The organism is Mesorhizobium sp. M1423 (genome assembly GCF_040317575.1).
In the GTDB taxonomy this organism is placed as follows: domain Bacteria; phylum Pseudomonadota; class Alphaproteobacteria; order Rhizobiales; family Rhizobiaceae; genus Mesorhizobium.
Window position 1 is genome coordinate 1 of sequence record NZ_JAMYKU010000051.1, and the last position, 18680, is coordinate 18680.

Below are 18680 nucleotides of genomic sequence, written 5' to 3' on the forward strand. Positions count from 1 at the left end.
GGTGCGGCGTAGGGATGATTGCCAGACTGAGAAGGCCAAGTACCCGAGACTCTACCGGTAGATAGCTGTCAGGGGGCATTGGTTACGGTCTGGACTAATAAACAGGCGGATCTCCTGTGTCCCTGTGCCCCCTCGGCTACACCCTGAGGAGAACTTCAGGGGAGCCTAAGGGGTATGGCCATGGCCAGCGTCCTTGCGGACGAGGCAGCCCGGGGAGTGTTGAGCATGATGTTGAAGAGGAGGAGCTTGGTGTCCCCGTAGGAGAGACCAGCCCGGTTGGCGATGATGTGGACGCCCGTTCGGTTCGCGGCCATCAGGCAGCCAACTTGTAGACGTCGAGAAGCAGCCTTGAGTAGTAGGGATCGGCCTGTATGACAGCCCTGACAGCCTCTCCGAACGAACAGGTGGGCTTGCCTATGAGCCTCCCGTACAGGTGGCGTACGTCATTCATCTTCGTGCGCATCGACATGCCCACGCCACCCGCCCGTTTGGCCTCGCTGGCGGTGATGTACCCCTGCCTCCACCAGACCTCCAGTTTGGCATCATAGTCGAGGGTAGGTGAGTTCGGGAGGTCTGACCACTTGGCTCGGAAGTCCTTGCCGCTGGCGATGTGGGCTGCGTACATTCCTACAAGGTCAACGTTGCGGACGTCCACAGCGATCAGATTTCCTCCCCTCCTGTCCCCGCTCCTTGGGAACTTCAAGGTGCCAACCCGACCCTCTGGAAGGTTCGCCCTCAGCCATACGGCAACGCCGGGACGAAGGCCTCCTCCGATCTCGCTGCGGAGGTGTTTCGATAGGTCAACGACAGCCACCCATGGGTATGTCTCGTTCGGGCCGTTGTAGACAAAGCGGGGGCCGGCCTCTGTATGTGTGGTCATGAACGTTTGTTCTCCTTTTCCCCACACGATTTCCCACAACGGCGGGTTTCCCACACAATCCGTTGCACGAGTGGAGCGGTTTGTTTTGATGTGCAAAACCCCGGCGGAAACCGGGGAATTACAAGGCTTTGAGGGGTTAGTTGCGAGGGTGCAACGGACTAGAACGGGATTTTAAGTCCCTTGCGTCTACCAATTCCGCCACGTCCGCAGGCCAGTCCTTTTTCAGATGCCGGGCGGGGGCCGTCAAGCCGTCTTCTGCCGTAGAGAAATCTGGCACTGGAAGCTAGCGAGGGCCAATCACCCACGGAGATACAAACAAAATCGTTTCACCTGGAAATGTTTTAGCGGCAGCTTCCGAGGCTACCACGAATGCGCGTCCCCCGTTCGCAGGATGCGTTCGGGCGCTCTGCCCTGATAGACTCCAATTGGCAAGTGGATCAGCGCGCCGATACTCGACGCCGTCCTCTACGAACCCCTGGAGAGATTGTCATGCTCAAGCTTGCCTCTGCCCTGGCACTGCTGCTTGTTGGGACGGCGCCTCTGTTTGCTGATGAGATGCCGATGAACGCCGCAGACATCAAGTGGGGTCCTGCTCCTGCTGTCATTCCAGCCGGCGCGGAAATAGCTGTTGTCGCTGGAGATCCCTCAAAGGACGGCGCCTTTGTGCTGCGGTTGAAGACACCCGCCGGCTACAAAATTGCCGCACATAATCATCCCACCACGGAATACGTAACGGTGCTTTCCGGCAACTTCCATATTGGAATGGGCGATAAGCTCGACGAGGCGAAAGGTGTCGAACTGACTGCTGGCGGCTTCGGCGTCGCGCCGGCCGGAATGAATCACTTCGCCTGGACGACAAGCGATACGATTATTCAGGTTCATGGCGAGGGGCCATTCAAGATCACCTACGTCAACCCGGCAGACGACCCGAGCAAGAAGTGACAGTTCGGGATCGAATTGATTGAACCGGCTGAAGGCTCGAACGATGGAGTGCGTCAAACTCCGCGACCGTCGATTCAGTAAGATCCGCTAACGCGGCAAAAGCTGATTGGCCGCAACGGAATCGTCTGCTTGGGCCATTTTGCGATGAATGGCGCCAAAACAAAAAACCCGCCTCGGGAGGCGGGTCGTTGGAGCCAATTAGCACCATACCCAAATTAGTAGCATAGCTGCCGGCACAAAGCAAGAACAAAGTTGCTGCGGCCGACGCAAAATGCCCTTGGCGATTGGCGAAAGCCATGGCGCATCGATCTCCCTCCTTGTGGGGGAGATGGCAAGTTGTGGCAAAGAGGGTAGGCCAGAGGGGGTCGTCGCGCGTCGAGCGCCAGCCCGCTTTGTTCGCGGCAACGGTTCGCGTCAGGACGTCCCGACCCCCTCTGTCGCCTTCGGCGACATCACCCCCTTGAGAGAGGAGATCGGCAGTTTCGCCGTCGGCGCTTACTTCCTCGCTGGTCAAAATCCTCCCGGCTTGGCACAGTCGGGCAAAGAGGAGCCTGTTGATGCCGAAGACCGCCAATGCGACGAAACCAAAACCCTGGGCCGAGATGGCGACGCATCTGGTCGATGTGGCCATGGGCCGCAAGCCCGCCGATCTCGTCATCCGCAACGGGCGCTGGGTCAACGTTCATTCGGGCGAGATCATCGCCGGCACCGATGTCGCCATCGCTGGCGGCCGCTTCGCCTATTGCGGGCCGAATGCCGGCCATGCCATCGGCCAGGGCACCAAGGTGGTCGATGCCGGCGGCCGCTATCTGGTGCCGGGGCTTTGCGACGCGCATATGCATGTCGAGAGCGGCATGGTGACGGTGACGGAATTTTGCCGCGCGGTGATCCCGCATGGCACCACCTCGATGTTCATCGATCCGCATGAGATCGCCAATGTGCTCGGCCTTCAGGGCGTGCGGCTGATGCATGACGAGGCGGTCGCCATGCCGGTCAACGTGCATGTGCAGATGCCGTCCTGCGTGCCGTCGGCGCCGGGGCTGGAGCATGCCGGCGCCGAGCTGACCGTCGCCGACGTTGCCGAGGCGATGACCTGGGAGAACATCATCGGGCTCGGCGAGGTGATGAATTTTCCGGGCGTCGCCGCCAACGATCCGGTGATGTCGGGCGAGATCGCGGCGACGGTGAGGGCCGGCAAGACGGTCGGCGGGCATTATGCCTCGCGCGATCTCGGCCTGCCGTTCCATGGCTATGTCGCCGGCGGCCCGGAGGACGACCACGAAGGCACGCGCGCCGAGGACGCCATCGCCCGCGTCCGCCAGGGCATGAAGGCGATGCTGCGGCTGGGCTCGGCCTGGTACGACGTGGCATCGCAGATCAAGGCGGTGACGGAGAGCGGGCTCGACCCGCGCAACTTCATCCTGTGCACCGACGACAGCCATTCCGGCACGCTGGTGCATGAAGGCCACATGGACCGGGTCGTGCGCCACGCCATCAGCCAGGGCTTGAAGCCGGTGACGGCGATCCAGATGGCGACGCTCAACACCGCCCAGCATTTCAAGCTGGAACGCGAGATCGGCTCGATCGCGCCTGGGCGGCTCGCCGATCTGCTGATCGTTTCTGACCTGGCCGAAATGACCATCGACGAGGTCTATGGCCGCGGCGTCAGGCTGGCCAAGGGAGGCAAGCTCGAAATCGACATTCCGGCCTACGACTATCCGCGGACGGCGAAGAACACCGTTAAGCTCGGCAAGAAGCTCAAGGCCGGCGATTTCGACATCGCCGCACCCATGGGCGCCAACGAGGTGCGGGTACGCGTCATCGGCGTCATCGAGAACCAGGCGCCGACGCGGGCGCTGGAGGCCGATCTTGCCGTCGAGGACGGGCTGGTCGCCATGGACCGCCGCAACGACGTTTGTCAGATCGCATTGGTCGAGCGTCACAAGGGCACCGGCGGCGTCACCAACGCCTTCGTCTCCGGCTTCGGCTATATCGGCGACTGCGCCATGGCCTCCAGCGTGGCGCACGATGCCCACCACATCATCGTCGTCGGCACCAACAAGCAGGATATGGCCCTGGCCGTGAACCGGCTGGGCGAGGTCGGCGGCGGCGTCGTGCTGTTTTCCAACGGCAAGGAGCTGGCGCTGGTCGAAATGCCGATCGCCGGGCTGATGTCGAACGAGCGGGCGGAAATCGTCGCCGCCAAGGCGGACAAACTCAGCGACGCCATGCGCCAGATGGGCTGCTCGCTCAACAACGCCTACATGCAGCACTCGCTGCTGGCGCTGGTCGTCATCCCCGAGCTCAGGATTTCCGACGTCGGCCTGATCGACGTGACGACGTTCCAGAAGGTTGATCTGTTCGTTTAGGGTTGCTGCGGTGTGGAAACCTTTTGATGCCGGCGGGACAGCGCCCCCCTCTGTCCTGCCGGACATCTCCCCCACGAGGGGGGAGATCGGCAGCTTCGCCGCCGGCTCGTTCAGCAACGTTGGCGATTGGCAAAAGCCGAGGTGGCGGCCAATCTCCCCCCAAGTGGGGGAGATGTCCGGCAGGACAGAGGGGGGCGCGAAGGATCGCTGCCGTGCGCTTTGTTCCGAACTGACGTCAACAGTGACCGCTCAGCGGCCGCTTCACCCGCCGGTGGCGATGGTCAGCACCTTGAACGGCGTGGTGATGACGATCTCGGCGACCGAGCCGACGGCCTTGCCGAGGCCCTGGCCGAGATTGTCGAGCTGGGCCGGCGCCGTCTCTTCGGAGGCCAGGCCGGCCGGGGCGCGCAGGCGGTCGCCGAGCAGCTGCACCAGGAACGGGTTGTCGGCGAATTTGGCGTGGTTCAGCCGGTCGCCGCCCTTGGTCTTGGTCAGGTCGACCACCGAGACGCCATAGCTGGCGAGGTCGGCCGCGTCGCCATAGTCGCCGACGCGTGGCTTGTCGCCGGAGATAAGGGTCGACAGCCTGAGCGCCCGGTCGTCGCCCGAAAGCAGCACGGCGAACGGCTTGTCTGGCTTGCCGTAGCGGATCATCTGCTTCTTGAACACGTCGACGTCGATGTCGGGGGAAGCCAGGATGACGTAGCCGAGCTTGCCGCCAAGGTCGCGGTCGCCGGTGATGGCAAGCTGGCGCAACGCTTCCATGGTCACCCAGGTCCCCATCGAATGGGCAATGATGTCGATGCTCTTGGCGCGGCTCTTGGCAAGCATGCGCAGCGTCGCTTCGAGATCGTCGCGCGCCGCATTGGCGCTTTCCTTGTCGTAGATGTAGCCGGTCGTTTTGCCGCTCGAGGCCCACGAAAACAGCACCGGCGTGCCGGGATATTTCGTGTCATGCGCGATCTGCGTCAGCCGGTAGATGCCGTCGTCGAAGCCGTTGTTGAAGCCATGCACGAAAACCAGCGCGCGGTCGCCGCGCATGGCGATGTCGGCGCCGACCGCCTTGGCGAATTGCGGCGCGCCTTCGTAGAAGGTGACGCCGGTCGCCGTGAAATCCTTCGCCGGATTGCTGTTGGCCGAGCCCTTGACCCGTTCGATGGCGCCGACCTGGTGGACCTTGGGAACGGTCACCTCGACGCTGGCAAAGCTGGTGGTCGGCGAGCGGTCTCCGTCGAACACCTGCCGGGGCTCTTTCGTCGCCTTTTGCCGGGTTGTGGCGACGAAGATCTTATGCGTCGCCGCGATATCGGCAGCAGGCACCGTGATCGTCGTCTTGTTGAGCAGATCGTGCGTGTTCTGGCCGGCGCAGCCTGCCAGCGCGAGCGCGAACGCAACGACGAGAAAGATCTTCGAAGGCACGGTCACGCGGGCTCCCGCAACGGGCGACGTCGAGCCGGAGACGTCTTGGCCTATTCGATAGAGGCAGAGGCCGGCACGGTCCAGTTCAAACTGTTCCGATGGTGCGGCAATGGTCAACAATCACTGCCGCGCAATGCAGCTATTGTCCGACCGAGGCGATGCGGTCGGTCACCTCGCGGTCGCTGGCAAACCCGTCATCCTCGCGCAGCTTCTGGCCGATCAACTGTACCAGTTCCGGGTTGTCGGCGAATTTGGTGTGATTGAAGCGGTCCGCGCCCTTGACGCTGGAGAGGTCGACGACCGACACGCCATAGCTGGCGAGGTCGGCGGCGTCCTTGTAGTCGCCGACCCGCGGCCGCGCGCCGGCGATCAGGCCGGACAGCCGCAGCGCCCGGTCGTCGTCGGAGAGCAGCAGGATGAACGGCTTGTTCGGCTTGCCGTAGCGGCGCATCTGGCTCTTGAACACGTCGACGTCGATGTCGGGCGAGGCCAGCACGACGTCGCCGAGCTTGCCGCCGAGATCGCGGTCGCCGGTGATGGCGAGCTGGCGCAGCGCCTCCATGGTGACCCAGGTCCCCAGCGAATGGGCGACGATGTCGATGCGCCGCGCGCCGGTCTGCGCCAGCATTCTCAGCGTCACTTCCAGCTGGTCGCGGGCAACGCTGGCGCTTTCCTTGTCGTAGACATAGTCGGTGGTCTTGGCGCCCGACGCCCAGGAAAACAGCACCGGCGTGCCGGGATAGCCGGAATCATGGGTGATCTGGGTGACGCGATAGACCGCGGCGTCGAAGCCGGTGTTGTAGCCGTGGACGAAGACCATGACGCGGCCGCCGCGCGCCGCGATGTCGGCGCTGAGCGCACTGGAGAATTTCGGCTGGGTGTCGTAGCCGACGACCTCGGAAGCCATGAAGTATTTGGCCGGATCGTCCGACTTGCCGCGCGAGCGCCGCTCGATCTGGCCTGTCTTGTGGATGCCGGGGACGGTGACGTTGACGCGGGCATAGTTCAGCGTCGCCGAGCGCTCGCCGTCGAAGACCTTGTTGGGATCGTCGGAGCGCTTGCGCGTGGTGGCGATGAAGATCGAGTGGTTGCCGGCGATTTCCGTCACCGGCACCGCCATCATGGCGCTGCCGAGCAGTTCCTCGGTTTGGCGGCCGCCGCAGCCGGCGAGCAGCGCGGCAAGGACAATGATGCAAATCGTCTTCAAGGGCACTTAAGCAATTCCACTCCGGCCTAACCAAAGGCCCATCCACCTCCGCCGCATCTCCCGGACAGCCGAAGTGCGGCGGAAGTAAGTCGCGGCCGCCGAAATGCGCTCAGCGTGTTTCGACGGCCATCGCACTGTTGCGCGAAAGCCAGAACGGCGGCAGGAAGGCCGGAATGTTGGAAAAGGGCAGCACTTCCGGCTTCAGCCTTATGCCGAGCACGTCGGTCATGAAGGCGCGGCGCGCCTCGATGCGGCGCCAGGCTTCGGGATGGCGCGCGGCGATCTCTTCGCGCAACGCCTCGTCGGCCAGCGCGATGCCGTCCTCGATGTTGGTGGTGAAGTAATCGGTGCCGGTCGCCGGGATGATGTCGACCTGCAAGGCCATGCCCGACTTCAATCTGATCTCAGAGCCGGAAAATACCGGCGAATGCATCCATTCGTCGATATGGATGAGATGGCCGGGATTGAGCGACACGCCAAAAAACGGATCGCCGATGCGGTCGTGCACCGCTTGCCACAACGCGCGGCCGGGAACGCCGATGCCGACCGTCTCGTACCAGTCGACGACGGCACAGAAATAGGGCGCGACCAGCTTCTCGACATAGTCCTGGATGCCCCTTGGAAGCTCGGCCGCGTCCTCGACCAGAAAACCGGCGCGGGCATTTAGCGAGCCCTGGATGCCGTACGCCACGGTGATCGGGTCGCCGCGCTTGATGATTTCGAGGCGCGGGCTTGGCAGGCCATAGGGCGCCCGCCTGCCGGCGGACAGCATCGGGTGACAGCATTGCGGCAGGCCGTTGATGCCCATCAGCCGCGCCGCCTGCAATTCGGTCATGCCGGGTTCGATGCCTTGCAGCACATTGCGCAGGCCTTGCGAGGAATAGGTCGCGGCGAATTCGAACGCGGCCAGCTGGTCGGCCTCGTTGATGGCGCGCAGGCCGTCGGCAGGGTTCATCAAAAGGTTAGCCGCGTTGGCAACCGCCCCTTTATCGCCGGCAAGCGTGCGCAGCGTGTCGGCGATGAAGGACGGCAGGTCGAGCGTCGTTTCGCCAAAACCGGCATCGCCGGGGCCGAACGGCTTCCAGCCAATGGCGCCGATGCGCTGGCGGGCCTTCAGGCCGCAATCGACGAGGATGTCGGCCAGCGCTTGCGAGCGGTCGCGCGGCTGCGCCGGCAGCGAAAACGTCTGGTAGAGCACGCGCTCGTACGGCCCGTCGCAGATCTCGGCATAGCCCCAGCCCTCATTGCCGACCAGCAGTTTCGGCGACTTGCCAGGAACGATGATCAGCAGCGTCTCCTCGAAGCGCGGATCGTAGCCGCAGAGATAGGCGACATTGGCGGCATGTTCGCGGTCGCCATAGACGACCAATGCATCGAACCCGCCGCGCGCGACCAGTGCCGCGATGCGGGCCTCATAGGTGGCGCGCGTAACCAGCGGCATCACCGTCGGCTCGCCGAACTCCGGCAGCGACACGGTTTTCCGGGCCACCGATGCGACAGGCATGAACAGACGCTCCTAACGGCCAACGAGGTTTTGGGAACACCCTTTCGGGTGACCGAACAATGGCTTCGCGAGGCCGGATATGCAATAGCGGGACCGAATTCGGCTAGCCTGTGGGGTGCTCTTGCCATGACCAGTTTCTCCTCTCGCGTCGCTGCCGCCGCTGCCGCGATCCGCGAGATCTTTCCGGAAACGCCGCTGCAGGAAAACGACTATCTGTCGAAGAAGACCGGCGCGCGGGTGCTGCTGAAGCGCGAGGACCTGACGCCGGTGCGCTCCTACAAGATCCGCGGCGCCTTCAACTTCTTCCGCAAGACGCTGGCCGCCGGCAACAATGCCGAGCTGTTTGTCTGCGCTTCGGCCGGCAATCATGCGCAGGGCTTTGCCTTCGTCTGCCGTCATTTCGGCAAAAAGGGCGTCGTCTTCATGCCGGTGACGACGCCGCAGCAGAAGATCGACAAGACGCGGCTGTTCGGCGGCGAATTCGTCGAGATCAGGCTGGTCGGCGATTTCTTCGACGACTGCTATCGCGCCGCACTCGAATTCACCGAAACTGCCGGCGCCCACATGGTGCCCCCGTTCGACCATAAGGACATCATCGAAGGACAAGCGACCGTCGCCTACGAGATATCAGGCCAGATGCCCGGGGCGCGCATGGCTGATATCGTCATGCTGCCCGTCGGCGGCGGTGGCCTGGCCGCCGGCGTCACCCATTATTTCGCCGACCAGCAGCGTGAAACACGCTTCGTCTTTTGCGAGCCGGCAGGCGCCCCGAGCCTGAGCGAGAGCCTCGCCACCGGAAAGCGGGTAAAGCTCGCCAAGGTCGACAATTTCGTCGACGGCGCGGCGGTGGCCGAGATCGGCCGCGAGCCGCTGCGCCACCTCAAGGAGTTTGCCGCCGACGCGGTGCGGCTGATTCCGGAAAACCGGCTCTGCGCGACCATGATCGAAATGCTCAATGTCGAAGGCGTCGTGCTCGAGCCGGCCGGCGCGCTGGCGATCGATGCGCTCAAGGATTTCTCCAGGAAGGAAATCAGGGGCAAGACCATTGTCGCCGTGGTGTCGGGCGGCAATTTCGATTTCGAGCGGCTGCCGGATGTAAAGGAACGGGCGCTGCGCTTCGAGGGCTTGAAGAAATACTTCATCATCCGCTTTCCGCAGCGGCCCGGCGCGTTGCGCGATTTCCTCGAATTGCTTGGCCCCGACGACGACATCGCCCGCTTCGAATATCTGAAGAAATCGGCGCGCAATTTCGGATCGGTGCTGATCGGCATCGAAACCAAGGACCGCCGCAATTTCGACCTGCTCAAGGCGAATTTCGACGCCGAGAGCGTCCACTACCAGGACATTACCGACAACGAGACGCTCGCCGGGTTCATCATATGAGCAGCAACGATCTTCCTCGCACTCAGGGAAAGGTTTTTGTCGCGCTGTTTTCCGGCATCAATGTCGGCGGCAATCGCATCGTCAAAATGGCGGAACTCAGGTCATTCTTCGAGCAGCTCGGCTTCTCCGATGTCGCCACCTATGTGCAGAGCGGCAACGCCGTCTTTCGGTCGCCAGATGGCGATGCGGCGATGCTGACCAAGCGGCTCGAAGCGGAATTCGAGAAGAAATGGGGATTCCACTCGCGCATCATGGTGCGCGATCTCGGCTGGCTCGAGCGGCTGGCGACGGACAATCCCTATCCGGAAGTCGCGGGCGAGCCGACCAAGCTGCACGCCTATGCGCTGGAGCGCCAGCCAACCGCCGAAGAGTTCGCCCGGCTGGCGGAAAAATGCACTGGGCCCGAACGCTTCGAGATCAAGGGCGACGTGCTTTACCTGCATGCGCCCGACGGGCTCGGCAAATCGGTCTTTGCCAATCTCATCCCGCGCGTCCTGAAGGTGCCCGGCACGGCGCGCAATTGGCGCACCGTGCTGATGCTGCTGGAGATGGCCAAGGCCGGCGGTTGATAGGTCGTCTAGGCGGCCGGAGCGCGTTTCCAGTCGAATGCCAGCTCTTCGCGGAAGGCGAAGCGCCTGATGTGGTCGGCGACGACCGCTTCCAGGCGCTCGAGCGAGGCGGCCTCGTCGGTTGTCACCGCGATATGCAGCGCTGCCGGGTCGGCATCGAGAACCGTGCGGCCGAGCGTCAGATCGATGCTGCCGTGGTTCGGGTCGAATTCGACGGGAAACTTGTGCGCCCAATGCTTGCACAGCTGCTGCAGATAGCGGCTGGCGTGTTCGGTGGCGACGTCGACATGGCTGGTCGGCATGAATGAATTCTCCCGGCGCCATTGGACTTGGCGAGCGCCTATTGCATGAATAGCGCCAGCCTTCGCGGACAGGCGCCACGCCGGTTAGATAGGCGCCTGCCGCGAAAACCAAAGGCCGCGGGACGTATCCGTCTGGCGACGTCCGCTCAAGATGGCGTGATCGGTTACCAGCTGCCGGTGTTCGGCATCGACGCCCAAGGCTCGGCCTTCGGCTTTGCCGGGCCTTTCTGCAACAGCTCGATCGAGATGCCGTCCGGCGATTTGACGAACGCCATGTTGCCATCGCGCGGCGGCCGGTTGATGGTGACGCCATTGTCCATCAGCTGCTGGCAGGTGGCGTAGATGTCGTCGACCTCATAGGCGAGATGGCCGAAATTGCGGCCGCCCTTGTAGTCTTCCGGGTCCCAATTATAGGTCAGCTCGACCAGCGGCGCTTTCTCGCTGATGCCGCTTTGCTCGTCTTGGGGCGCGGCGAGGAAGATCAGCGTGTAGCGGCCCTGCTCGTTTTCGTGGCGGCGCACTTCCTTGAGGCCAAGCTTGTTGCAGTAGAAATCGAGCGAAGCATCGATGTCGGCGACGCGGACCATGGTGTGCAGATAGCGCATGGATTTCCTCCGTATGTTGCGTTGCGGCGGAACATAAGGGCGGCCCGGCCAAAGGGCAATTGGCCACGCTTGCCGGCGCCGGCAAACGACAAATCCGCTATTCCTGTACGGAACCGTGAAAAAAGGCACGTCAGGTCTTGCACACACCGGAAGCCGCGGTGTTAATCTGGCGTCAAGAATCAGTTGCGGTGTTTCTTGAAAAAAGGGGGCGTTCTTATGGGGGAAAAGGCCTCTTTCATGGGGCGGGACGGGGCCGGTAACGATGCGTTGAAGCGGGATGAGAGCGCCGATACGGCCGATCTCGTCGAAATCGCCGGCGCCATCAAATGGTTTGACGTGGCCAAGGGCTACGGTTTCATCCTTCCCGATGATGGTTCTTCGGGCGACATCCTCCTCCATGTGACGTGCCTTCGAAAGGACGGTTTTCAGACCGCCCTGGAAGGCGCCCGTGTCGTCTGCCTGGTCAAGCAGGGCGAGCGCGGGCTGCAGGCTTTCCGCGTGCTCTCGATGGATGTCACCACAGCGGTGCATCCGGCAGAGCTGCAGGAGCAGCGCACCCATGTCGCAGTGACGCCGGAAAGCGGCCTCGAACGGGCGCTGGTGAAATGGTTCAATCGCACCAAGGGGTTCGGCTTTCTGACCCGGGGCGAGGGCACCGAGGACATTTTCGTCCACATGGAGACGCTGCGCCGCTACGGCATCACCGAACTCCGTCCGGGCCAGGTGGTGCTGGTCCGCTTCGGACGCGGCGACAAAGGCCTTATGGCTGCCGAAATTCACCCCGATATGGGTACCTTGCCGGTCTCGCATTAGTTCCGGCCGAGGATTTCATATGGCTCACAGGAACCGGCTGACGGCGGGCGCGCTCTACGCCGGGATTTTCCTCATCGTCGCCACAAGCGCCTTCTTCTATTTTCAGCAATCGAGTTCGGCCGACGGCAAGGCGATGATCCTTCCCGTCGACCCGGCGCCGCTGGTCGCGGTGACGAAGGCGGGCGAGCGTTCTTTCTCCGTCGAAATCGCTGACACGCCCGCCGAGCGCGAGGCCGGCCTGATGTTCCGCCGCCACATGGCCGACAATCACGGAATGCTGTTCGTCTTCGGTGCGCCGCAGGATGTGAGTTTCTGGATGAAGAACACGCCGCTGCGGCTCGACCTGATCTTCGTCGGCCAGGACGGCCGGATCCGGGCGATCAAGCAAGGCGAGCCGCAGTCGGAGGCGATCATCTCGCCGGACGAACCGGTGCGCTTCGTGCTCGAGCTCAAGGCAGGAACCGCCGCCAAAAAGGGCATCAAGGACGGCGACCTGCTGCGCCATCCGGCCATCGGCACGGCGGCGGGGCCAGCCATGCCGCCGCCCGACAAGGGCGATGCGCCGAATGTCGATTCCGACTGAACGGGCAGGATCTTCGGCCGATGCAGTTCTTCTCCCATGACGGTTTCGAGCTTGCTTTCCTTGACCGCCAGCCAGCATCGGGGCAGGGCGATCCCGTGCTGATGATCCACGGCTTTGCCTCGAGCCACTACGTCAACTGGGTGTCGCCCGGCTGGTTCAAGACGCTGAACGATGCCGGCTACCGTGCGATCGCCTTCGACAATCGCGGCCATGGCTCGTCGTCGAAAAGCTATGACGAAGCAGACTACACGCCGGCAAAAATGGCGTCCGACGCGGCAGCGCTTTTGAACCATCTCGGCATCGAACGCGCCCATGTCATGGGTTATTCGATGGGCGCGCGCATATCGGCCTTCCTGGCGCTCTCCGAGCCGGACAAGGTGGCGACGCTGGTCTTCGGCGGTCTCGGCATCGGCATGGTCGACGGCGTCGGCGACTGGGATCCGATAGCCGACGCCCTCTTGGCCGAGGATCCCGCAGGCACCAGCGACCCGCGCGGCCGCTCGTTCCGCGCCTTCGCCGACCAGACCCGCAGCGATCGCCGGGCGCTCGCCGCCTGCATCGCCACGTCGCGCGAATTGCTGAGCGAGGCCGACATTGCCCGCATTGCCCAGCCGACCTTGATTGCGGTGGGAACCAAGGACGACATCGGCGGCTCGCCGGATGAACTCGCTGCCTTGATGCCGAACGCCAGGGCATTTCATATCGAAGGCCGCGACCACATGCTGGCGGTAGGCGACAAATCCTTCAAGCAGCGTGTGCTGGAGTTTTATGCAGAGCATCCACTTTGATGGATGGCTCCCAAAAGCGGCCATAGGGCCTGAAGCTAGGTTCTTAGCGGTTTTGCAACGATACAGCAGTAAATAAGCGCGACTTGTGGATCGGTTCAAACCCGCCACGCGCTGAACGAGGGCAGGGGGGTACGATGGCACAATGGGGAAGAAGCGACGCCGCTTTGCCGGGCGTCGTTGCGAAAAGCAGGTTCGGCGAATGGTCCGTTGTTCTAGCGGTGGCCGCATTGGCGACAGGGGCGATTGCGATCACCGCGTTGATAGCAATGCCGAGCGACGCCTCCCCATTGCTCCAGAACAGTGCGACGGGCTTCTTCGCTGCGGTATTTTTTCTGGCCGGCCCCTTGGCACATCTTATCGGCGTGGTCTTCGGGTTGATGGCCGTGGGTCGCCCAAACGACAATCGTGTGCTCGGCCTGGCTGGCATCGTCGTCAATGGCGCGTCGCTTGCGGCCGGGGGGTTCATGCTGTGGGCAATGGCATCGACTTTTGGCGCATTCACCTGATCTCGGCAAACCTCCGGCAGGCAAGCGGCCGACGCGACCCCTCAGCTTCAAATCTGCGCGAGTTGCCATGGTCGATCTTCTCGTCACCTATCTGGAGATGACCGAGCCGCCGTCCGGCGGCGGCTTTGCCGCACCCGCACCGGGCGCGGCAGTGGTGCGCGAAACGCTTGGCCTCGCTGATTACATCAGCCTCTACCGCGCTGTTGGCGAGCCTGTGCAATGGGATCAGCGGCTGCGCATGCCCTTGGGCGACCTCGAGCGCCTTCTCGCCAGCCCGTCGACGCATATCCATGTCCTGCGCGTCGATGGCGAAGCCGCCGGCCTGTGCGAATTCACGGGCGTCGGCCAGCCGGTTGTCGAATTGGCCCATTTCGGGGTCGTTCCGGCTCTTCAGGGCCGCAAGCTTGGCCCGTACCTGCTCGACCGGGCGCTGCGCGCCGTCTGGTCGCATGAACCCGAAAGGGTTTGGCTCCACACCGATACCCACGATCATCCGGGCGCGCGATCTGTCTACGGGCGAGCCGGTTTCAAGGCCTATGCGCAGCGCATGGAGACGTTTCCGGATTAGGATTTGTCTGGGCTGAGGTTATCGCCAAGCGCCCTGAGCGAGCGCGCCATGTTTTGCCGGGCCTGGGTTTCGAAGCGCCGGCGGAATTCCTCGCTATGGAAGATATGCGGACGCGCGAGGAAGCCCTTTAGGACAGCGGCACGGCCGGCCCGCCACATCGGCTCATCGACCCACTGATATTCGCGGCGAACCGCCTGTTCGTAAGCGTCGAACACGTCAGGCGCAGCACCCAGGATCGCCAGGTCCATGTCGAGGAACAGCGCCGCGTCACGAACGGAATGCTGATCGCCAAGGGACGGCAATTCGTGGCCGGCGGTGGCAGTGATCATCGCCGCGATGCGACGGATGCGTTGTGCATCGGCGCGGCCGGCGAGCTTTGTCTCGGCAAGTGCGGCACTCCTCGCCTCATTGTCCTTGGCGCGGCCGTCGTAGATCGCGTCGTGGAACCAGATCGCCGCTTCGACTGCTTCAGGATCATGCAGCAATGCCTTGTAATCGTTGGCTAGCGCCAGCATCGCCTCGATGTGGCCAAGGTCGTGGTAGTGGCGATCCGCGGCGTCATACAGCGCGGAAAGCTCGCGCTTCAGGGTCTCGTCCATCAAGGTTGCGTTTTCCATGGCAGCTTGAAATTCCGCCAACCAAATCCATTTGACGAAGCACTAAGGAAAATTGAGTTCACCCGTGCTATGATCTGGCTTATAGGTGCGGCCGGAGAATAGGCAAGCCGCCAAGCCGAGACATTGGATGGCCTGAGACATTGGATGGCCGGAGACATCAGATGAACAGCGTTACGATTTCCCGTCCCACCAGGGTGCAGCCGGTAGATCCGATCTGGCGTTCGATCCGCGATGAAGCAATGGAAGCGGTCAACCGCGATCCGCTGCTGGCGGCGTTCCTCTATTCGACCATCCTCAATCAGGAAAACCTGGAAGAAGCGGTTATCCACCGGCTGGCCGAGCGCCTCGCCCACCAGGACATCGGCTCCGACCTCATCCGCCAGACATTCAAGGCGATGGCGGCCGACGACAAGGACTGGTCGACGACGGTGCGCGTCGACATCCAGGCCTATTACGACCGCGATCCGGCCTGCGACCGCTTCATCATGCCGGTACTCTACTTCAAGGGTTTTCATGCCATCCAGACGCACCGGCTGGCGCATTGGCTGTGGAACCAGGGCCGCCAGGATTTCGCGCTGTATTTGCAGAGCCGATCGTCCTCGGTGTTCCAGACCGACATCAATCCGGCCGCCCGCATCGGCAAGGGCATCTTCCTCGACCACGCCACCGGCCTCGTCGTCGGCCAGACTGCGGTGATCGAGGACGACGTGTCGATCCTGCACGGCGTCACGCTGGGCGGCACCGGCAAGGCCGGTGGCGACCGCCATCCCAAGATCCGCTACGGCGTGCTGATCGGCGCCGGCGCCAAGATCCTCGGCAACATCGAGATCGGCCATTGCTCGAAGATCGCGGCCGGCTCGGTGGTGCTGTCGCCGGTGCCGCACAACAAGACGGTTGCCGGCGTGCCGGCCCGCGTCGTCGGCGAGACCGGCTGCGACCAGCCTTCGCGGCAGATGGACCAGCTGTTGCCGTCGCAGACGATGGACCACGTCGTCAGCTTCGACATCTGAGTGCTCGGGCAGGGGGCTGAATTCCTGCCCCCTATGCCGGCTTGCCTTTACATGGCCATTGTCGACGTGCCAGAAGCGCGCTCACCAATGCATGTCGCCCAAAAGTGCCCAGCGGTTTTGGGATAGCGACATGCATGAAGCAAGATTTAAAGCGCGTCGCATCGATCTCTTCAGACGCGACGCACTTGAGCAAGCGACGATCGGAGAAGACTGTTGAAGCCGGACGAAATCAGAAAGCTGGACGCCTATTTCAAGCGCACCTTCCAGAACCCCAAACTCGAAGTGAAGGCGCGGCCGCGCAAGGAAGATTCGGCCGAGGTCTATGTCGGCGACGAGTTCCTCGGCATCGTCTTCAAGGACGAGGACGACGGCGACTATAATTTCTCGATGGCGATCCTCGACATCGATCTGGCCTGAGCCGGGAGTTTGGTGCTGGCCGGACCTGCTTGTTGCAGGCGGGACCGCCTGATGGCGGAGCGCAGACGTCGGAGACTGGCTGGAGCATCCCTCCCTTCGTCATCCCAGGGCGGAGCAAGGAGCGAAGCGACGCGGCGCAGACCCTGGGATCCATGCCGTTACCTCGCGGCAGTGCTCCACTCTGACCAGAATCGAATGCTTCTTGGCACCGGCTGGGCGTCCTCTACCAACCAGTCCCGCGAAACAGTTCGAACCACTCTGGATTGGTCTTCTCGATCAGCTCGATCTTCCACCGGCGTGGCCAGCGCTTCAGCGACTTCTCGCGCTGGATGGCGTCGCGAATGTCGAAATGTTCCTCGTAACAGACCAGACGCTGTACGCCGTAGCGGCTGGTGAAGCGCGAGCCTTCGCCAGATTTGTGCTCCGGCATGCGGCGGCCGAGGTCGTTGGTGACACCGATGTAGATCGTGCCGCGCTTCTGGCTTGCAGTCATGTAGGCGTAGCCGGTCATGGTTGAAGGGTAGTAGGCATTGTTGCGGATGCAAGCACCGTTCTGAGCCGCTGCATTCTTCGACTGGCGTAACGGCATGGATCCTAGGGTCTCCGCGACGTCGCTTCGCTCCTGCTCCGCCCTAGGATGACGAAGGCGTGGTGGGCCCACAGCTAATCGCAAACCCTGGAGATTGGTAGCCCGATTGGCCGGGGCTCCAGCCCTCAGCCCTTCAGGGTCGGTCAAAGGATCAAGCCCTATCGCCCTGCCTTCAGCACACGCGTTGCCTCGCCAGAAATCGCTGCTTCGAGCGCCTGCCAGTCGCCCAGGAATTCCCGGGGGAAGCGGTAGGTGAGATTGAGATTGTCGCCGACCAGAATGTCGCGTTCGCAGGGCGCCAGCGACTCGTCCGCGCTCGGGCCGCTCAGGCAGCGGGCAACGAACGGATCCTTGCCGGGGCGGTTTGCGACCGCCAGCACTTCGTTGAGATAGCCTGATTTTTCGCTGAAAGCGTAAAGTGTGGTGCCGCCAGGGCCGGGCGTACCCGGCTTGGCGATCAGCGCGCTGTAGATCGGCGCAAAGCGGCCGCTCATGTCGCGCGACATCATCTGCGGCTCGAACGACAGGAAGACGATGTCCTTGCTGGGTCCGGTGTGGTTGAAGTCGTTGCGGGCAACCTCGCTGTAGCCGTCCATCTCGGGATAGCGCAAATAGAGGTCGAGCCGCGAGGCGATGCCGTCGCGCCGGGCCTGGGCAAAGCGGATGACATTGGCCGGCACGGCGATGATGTTGTTGCCGATGACGACCTTGTGGACCGTGGTGTCGTCGGTGTATCCGGCCATGGCGATCGAGCGGCCTAACCATCTGCCGCCAAGGCTGATCGCCACCGAAAGCAGCGCCAGCGTCGCGAACGCATAAAACACCCGCTTCATCAGCGTCGAATCGACGACGCTGAGTTGCGGGCCCTCTGTGCCGGCTGCCTGCTTCATCGCGACCCTCGTTTACCGTCCCATCGGGTGTACCTGAGCGGCACATCTCGGCGCGGCACGGCTCTTGCTTCGCAAGCTTTTGCGAGCGACTGTGCGATTTCATGGTAAACGGAGGGTAAAGATGGGGCCGGTCGAACAAATCATATTCAGTTTTATGGCTGGGCTGACGGCTTGCGGCCTGGCCGGTTCGGCGATGGAGCTGGTCGCCGGCCGTAGGCTTGCCTTCGTCCAGCCCTATGTATCGTCGAAGCACATGCTGCGCTCGCTCGCGGCGACGGCCTGCGCCGGGCCGCTGATGTTAGCCAACGAGGCGCTGGACGCCTGGCGCGAGCGTCGCATCTCGGTGCTGAGGCTGATCTCCTGCGGCTGTACGGCGACCATCTGGGCGCTGGCGCTGGGCATGGTGGTGATCGCCATTGCGTCCTGGGCGGCTTCGCTTCTAGGGTCTGGCAGCTTGTCGGTGTGAGACGATCTGGAGACAGCAATGCCGATCTACGCGATTGACGGAAAAGCGCCCACCTTCGAGGACGCCGACAGCAATTGGATCGCGCCCGACGCCACGCTGATCGGCAATATCAGGATCGGCCGCAACGCCGGCTTCTGGTTCGGCGTGGGGGAGCCCCCCCCCCCCCACACGCAACGAAAAAGCGCCCCCCCCCCAAACCAGCCCGAAAAAAAAAAAAACACCCCCCCACCCCAAGACCAACACACACCGCCAA

21 protein-coding genes and 1 pseudogene are annotated in these 18680 nt (G+C 63.0%); 13 read left to right on the forward strand and 9 right to left on the reverse strand.

Going from position 1 to position 18680, the window contains the following annotated elements:
- Positions 1-313: 313 nt before the first annotated feature.
- Complete coding sequence (locus tag NKG95_RS33095; RefSeq protein ID WP_353043750.1) at positions 314-880, reverse strand: hypothetical protein; 567 nt, start codon at positions 878-880, stop codon at positions 314-316.
- Positions 881-1369: 489 nt separating this feature from the next.
- On the opposite strand from NKG95_RS33095, the gene NKG95_RS33100 reads away from it, so the two are divergent.
- Both NKG95_RS33100 and ade read left to right on the forward strand, forming a co-directional pair.
- Positions 1370-1822, forward strand: coding sequence for a cupin domain-containing protein (locus NKG95_RS33100; protein ID WP_353043751.1), 453 nt, complete (start codon positions 1370-1372; stop codon positions 1820-1822).
- Positions 1823-2379: 557 nt separating this feature from the next.
- Positions 2380-4191, forward strand: a complete 1812-nt coding sequence (gene ade / locus NKG95_RS33105; RefSeq protein WP_353043752.1) for an adenine deaminase — start codon at positions 2380-2382, stop codon at positions 4189-4191.
- 261 nt (positions 4192-4452) lie between these two features.
- On the opposite strand, the gene NKG95_RS33110 is transcribed toward ade, so the two are convergent.
- The 3 genes from NKG95_RS33110 to NKG95_RS33120 form a co-directional block, all read right to left on the reverse strand.
- Complete coding sequence (locus NKG95_RS33110) at positions 4453-5616, reverse strand: alpha/beta hydrolase (protein ID WP_352495838.1); 1164 nt, start codon at positions 5614-5616, stop codon at positions 4453-4455.
- A 133-nt stretch (positions 5617-5749) separates the two neighbouring features.
- A complete protein-coding gene (locus NKG95_RS33115; RefSeq protein WP_023717444.1) occupies positions 5750-6823 on the reverse strand; it encodes an alpha/beta hydrolase in 1074 nt (357 codons plus the stop codon).
- Between the two features lie 103 nt (positions 6824-6926).
- Positions 6927-8321, reverse strand: a complete 1395-nt coding sequence (locus NKG95_RS33120) for a hypothetical protein (RefSeq protein WP_353043753.1) — start codon at positions 8319-8321, stop codon at positions 6927-6929.
- 126 nt (positions 8322-8447) lie between these two features.
- On the opposite strand from NKG95_RS33120, the gene ilvA reads away from it, so the two are divergent.
- Complete coding sequence (gene ilvA, locus NKG95_RS33125; protein ID WP_353043754.1) at positions 8448-9704, forward strand: threonine ammonia-lyase IlvA; 1257 nt, start codon at positions 8448-8450, stop codon at positions 9702-9704.
- Entirely contained in the window at positions 9701-10273 is a 573-nt protein-coding gene (locus NKG95_RS33130) for a DUF1697 domain-containing protein (protein WP_353043755.1), read from the forward strand. Before ilvA ends, NKG95_RS33130 begins: the two co-directional genes overlap by 4 nt.
- Positions 10274-10281: 8 nt before the next feature.
- Here NKG95_RS33130 and NKG95_RS33135 read toward each other — a convergent pair whose 3' ends face one another.
- On the reverse strand, positions 10282-10575 hold the full coding sequence (locus tag NKG95_RS33135) for a DUF2218 domain-containing protein (protein WP_353043756.1): 294 nt from the start codon (positions 10573-10575) through the stop codon (positions 10282-10284).
- A 164-nt stretch (positions 10576-10739) separates the two neighbouring features.
- Entirely contained in the window at positions 10740-11180 is a 441-nt protein-coding gene (gene gloA, locus NKG95_RS33140; protein WP_353043757.1) for a lactoylglutathione lyase, read from the reverse strand.
- Positions 11181-11396: 216 nt separating this feature from the next.
- Between gloA and NKG95_RS33145 the strand changes: the two genes are divergently transcribed.
- The 5 genes from NKG95_RS33145 to NKG95_RS33165 all read left to right on the forward strand — a co-directional run bounded on the left by NKG95_RS33145 (position 11397) and on the right by NKG95_RS33165 (position 14438).
- Entirely contained in the window at positions 11397-11993 is a 597-nt protein-coding gene (locus NKG95_RS33145) for a cold-shock protein (protein ID WP_036244259.1), read from the forward strand.
- A gap of 19 nt (positions 11994-12012) precedes the next feature.
- Entirely contained in the window at positions 12013-12576 is a 564-nt protein-coding gene (locus NKG95_RS33150; protein WP_352861841.1) for a DUF192 domain-containing protein, read from the forward strand.
- Positions 12577-12596: 20 nt separating this feature from the next.
- The gene (locus NKG95_RS33155; protein ID WP_352495842.1) at positions 12597-13364 is read left to right on the forward strand and encodes an alpha/beta fold hydrolase; all 768 of its coding nucleotides are present in this window, start codon (positions 12597-12599) and stop codon (positions 13362-13364) included.
- A gap of 134 nt (positions 13365-13498) precedes the next feature.
- Entirely contained in the window at positions 13499-13870 is a 372-nt protein-coding gene (locus NKG95_RS33160) for a hypothetical protein (RefSeq protein ID WP_353043758.1), read from the forward strand.
- Positions 13871-13937: 67 nt separating this feature from the next.
- Positions 13938-14438, forward strand: coding sequence for a GNAT family N-acetyltransferase (locus tag NKG95_RS33165; RefSeq protein ID WP_353043759.1), 501 nt, complete (start codon positions 13938-13940; stop codon positions 14436-14438).
- Here the strand turns inward: NKG95_RS33165 and NKG95_RS33170 are convergent.
- A complete protein-coding gene (locus NKG95_RS33170) occupies positions 14435-15055 on the reverse strand; it encodes an HD domain-containing protein (protein ID WP_352495845.1) in 621 nt (206 codons plus the stop codon). The two genes, NKG95_RS33165 and NKG95_RS33170, sit on opposite strands and share 4 nt — an antisense overlap.
- 161 nt (positions 15056-15216) lie before the next feature.
- Here NKG95_RS33170 and cysE point away from each other — a divergent pair, with 161 nt between their 5' ends.
- A complete protein-coding gene (gene cysE, locus NKG95_RS33175; protein WP_023717455.1) occupies positions 15217-16065 on the forward strand; it encodes a serine O-acetyltransferase in 849 nt (282 codons plus the stop codon).
- A 213-nt stretch (positions 16066-16278) separates the two neighbouring features.
- The gene (locus tag NKG95_RS33180) at positions 16279-16482 is read left to right on the forward strand and encodes a DUF3126 family protein (protein ID WP_023674799.1); all 204 of its coding nucleotides are present in this window, start codon (positions 16279-16281) and stop codon (positions 16480-16482) included.
- Positions 16483-16705: 223 nt separating this feature from the next.
- Here NKG95_RS33180 and NKG95_RS33185 read toward each other — a convergent pair whose 3' ends face one another.
- Both NKG95_RS33185 and NKG95_RS33190 read right to left on the reverse strand, forming a co-directional pair.
- Positions 16706-16993 (reverse strand): GIY-YIG nuclease family protein, encoded by a 288-nt coding sequence (locus NKG95_RS33185; protein WP_353043762.1) that lies wholly within the window; start codon positions 16991-16993, stop codon positions 16706-16708.
- A 236-nt stretch (positions 16994-17229) separates the two neighbouring features.
- A complete protein-coding gene (locus NKG95_RS33190; protein WP_353043760.1) occupies positions 17230-17961 on the reverse strand; it encodes a hypothetical protein in 732 nt (243 codons plus the stop codon).
- Positions 17962-18082: 121 nt separating this feature from the next.
- Between NKG95_RS33190 and NKG95_RS33195 the strand changes: the two genes are divergently transcribed.
- Positions 18083-18427 (forward strand): DUF6949 family protein, encoded by a 345-nt coding sequence (locus NKG95_RS33195; RefSeq protein WP_353043761.1) that lies wholly within the window; start codon positions 18083-18085, stop codon positions 18425-18427.
- An 18-nt stretch (positions 18428-18445) separates the two neighbouring features.
- Positions 18446-18680, forward strand: a pseudogene (locus NKG95_RS33200) (hypothetical protein); the annotation flags it as partial.

Excerpts from the sequence above, each read along its gene's own strand:
- NKG95_RS33095 (WP_353043750.1), bottom strand. The coding sequence starts at position 880 with ATGACCACACATACAGAGGCCGGCCCCCGCTTTGTCTACAACGGCCCG.
- NKG95_RS33100 (WP_353043751.1), top strand. The coding sequence starts at position 1,370 with ATGCTCAAGCTTGCCTCTGCCCTGGCACTGCTGCTTGTTGGGACGGCG.
- ade (WP_353043752.1), top strand. The coding sequence starts at position 2,380 with ATGCCGAAGACCGCCAATGCGACGAAACCAAAACCCTGGGCCGAGATG.
- NKG95_RS33120 (WP_353043753.1), bottom strand. The coding sequence starts at position 8,321 with ATGCCTGTCGCATCGGTGGCCCGGAAAACCGTGTCGCTGCCGGAGTTC.
- ilvA (WP_353043754.1), top strand. The coding sequence starts at position 8,448 with ATGACCAGTTTCTCCTCTCGCGTCGCTGCCGCCGCTGCCGCGATCCGC.
- NKG95_RS33130 (WP_353043755.1), top strand. The coding sequence starts at position 9,701 with ATGAGCAGCAACGATCTTCCTCGCACTCAGGGAAAGGTTTTTGTCGCG.
- NKG95_RS33135 (WP_353043756.1), bottom strand. The coding sequence starts at position 10,575 with ATGCCGACCAGCCATGTCGACGTCGCCACCGAACACGCCAGCCGCTAT.
- gloA (WP_353043757.1), bottom strand. The coding sequence starts at position 11,180 with ATGCGCTATCTGCACACCATGGTCCGCGTCGCCGACATCGATGCTTCG.
- NKG95_RS33145 (WP_036244259.1), top strand. The coding sequence starts at position 11,397 with ATGGGGGAAAAGGCCTCTTTCATGGGGCGGGACGGGGCCGGTAACGAT.
- NKG95_RS33150 (WP_352861841.1), top strand. The coding sequence starts at position 12,013 with ATGGCTCACAGGAACCGGCTGACGGCGGGCGCGCTCTACGCCGGGATT.
- NKG95_RS33155 (WP_352495842.1), top strand. The coding sequence starts at position 12,597 with ATGCAGTTCTTCTCCCATGACGGTTTCGAGCTTGCTTTCCTTGACCGC.
- NKG95_RS33160 (WP_353043758.1), top strand. The coding sequence starts at position 13,499 with ATGGCACAATGGGGAAGAAGCGACGCCGCTTTGCCGGGCGTCGTTGCG.
- NKG95_RS33165 (WP_353043759.1), top strand. The coding sequence starts at position 13,938 with ATGGTCGATCTTCTCGTCACCTATCTGGAGATGACCGAGCCGCCGTCC.
- NKG95_RS33170 (WP_352495845.1), bottom strand. The coding sequence starts at position 15,055 with ATGGAAAACGCAACCTTGATGGACGAGACCCTGAAGCGCGAGCTTTCC.
- cysE (WP_023717455.1), top strand. The coding sequence starts at position 15,217 with ATGAACAGCGTTACGATTTCCCGTCCCACCAGGGTGCAGCCGGTAGAT.
- NKG95_RS33185 (WP_353043762.1), bottom strand. The coding sequence starts at position 16,993 with ATGACCGGCTACGCCTACATGACTGCAAGCCAGAAGCGCGGCACGATC.
- NKG95_RS33190 (WP_353043760.1), bottom strand. The coding sequence starts at position 17,961 with ATGAAGCAGGCAGCCGGCACAGAGGGCCCGCAACTCAGCGTCGTCGAT.
- NKG95_RS33195 (WP_353043761.1), top strand. The coding sequence starts at position 18,083 with ATGGGGCCGGTCGAACAAATCATATTCAGTTTTATGGCTGGGCTGACG.